Here is a 1393-nt window from a genome sequence, read left to right as displayed (position 1 = left end):
ACAGACCCCCACGTACGTCGCGGGTCTCCTCGCCGCCACCCCGACGGACCTCGCGGGTCTCCCCACCACCCCGGCGAGCGTCGCGGGTGGCCTCGCCGCCGCCTACCGCCGTCTGGACGAGATGTGCGAGGTGCTGTCCGTACGGGTCGGGGAACCGGGCCAAGGTCCCACGGCATCATCACCCCTAATGACCACGGGCGCCGTGGTGTTGACGGACGGTCGGGAAGGGCTGGAGGCGTTCGTCGAGGCCGAGGCCGGGCGGATCCGGAGTCGCTACGACCACACCGCGCCCCGCCATGTCGCCGCCTCCCGGGCGCTCCATGACTATGTGTGGTCGGTCGCCCTGCTGATGAGCGGTGTCTGGTACCTGGAGCGACGGGTGCCGCGCATCGCTCCCGATGACATTCGGGTGGACGTCGCCTCGGGCACGTACCAGATCCGACCCGGCAGCGACCTCGTCTGCCTGCCGGACGACCCCGCGGCGGTGCTCGACGGCGCGCGGACGGCCCCACACCAGGAGGCGCTGCGGGCCGNNCGGGCGGCGCCGACTTCCGCGTACTGCGCACAGCCGACGGCCACGATCACCCGACCCGCACCCGCAGGGGCTGCTGCCTCTACTACACGATCCGCCCGACCGAGGCCTGCTCCACCTGCCCCCGCACTTGCGACGCGGAGCGTCTGCGACGGCTGGAGGGCTGAGGCGGTCGGTCAACGACCCACAGGCGGCCGCCGGGAGCCGGGCGACTCGATTGCGGCGCGGCCCGATGGTCGGACGTCGCGTCGATCGCCTGACGGCTCGATGGCCGAGGCGGCTCCGCGGCTCGGCAAGGTACGGCGGTGTTGTCGGCCTCGAAGTCGCCGCCCCGAAGTCGGCTGCGGACGCACCATGTGCGTCGCGTTGACGCACATCACCCCTGCCAGACCTCGACGACCGAGGGGGCCAGCGCGTCGGCCTGGGCGTGCCCCGCGCGGGCCGCGGCGGGCCGGTGTGCGTCGTCCGCCAGATTGCGGCCCATCGCGCGACGCGCGGCTCTGTCCGGGGTGAGCAGGACGACACGCGCACCGTCGTCGGTGAGTTCGGCGGCCTGCTGCGCGGCGCTCGGATGCGGGCCGACCGCCCGTGGGGCGGGTACGACCGCCAGCACCCGGCGGTATCCGCGAGCGAGTTGGAGGTTGGCCGTCGAACGGCTGCCACCGTCCATCCAGCGCCGGCCGGCCACGGTGACCGGCGGCCACACGACGGGCACGGCGCAGCTCGCCGCGACCGCTTCGATGAGGGTGACCCCGGACGTCGAGTCGAACACCTCTGTCCTCCCGTTCCGCGCGTCGACCGCGGCGATCCGCAACTCTCCTTCGGGCCAGTCGTGTACGTCGCCCAGGAGCGGGCCGACCG

2 protein-coding genes are annotated in these 1393 nt (G+C 73.7%); one reads left to right on the top strand and one right to left on the bottom strand.

Annotated elements, in window-relative coordinates; genetic code table 11:
- Window positions 1-535: 535 nt before the first annotated feature.
- A partial coding sequence (locus AOK15_RS47690) for a (2Fe-2S)-binding protein (protein ID WP_240508716.1) occupies window positions 536-699 on the top strand: 164 nt, incomplete at its 5' end.
- 209 nt (window positions 700-908) lie between these two features.
- On the opposite strand, the gene AOK15_RS33415 is transcribed toward AOK15_RS47690, so the two are convergent.
- On the bottom strand, window positions 909-1393 hold a 485-nt coding region (locus AOK15_RS33415; RefSeq protein ID WP_205632275.1), incomplete at its 5' end, for a patatin-like phospholipase family protein.

It is taken from the genome of Streptomyces ossamyceticus, from assembly GCF_001418475.1.
Classification (GTDB): Bacteria; Actinomycetota; Actinomycetes; order Streptomycetales; family Streptomycetaceae; genus Streptomyces; species Streptomyces ossamyceticus.
The sequence above is the reverse complement of the archived record's forward strand: the minus strand, read 5'-3'. Positions and strand labels throughout refer to the sequence as shown.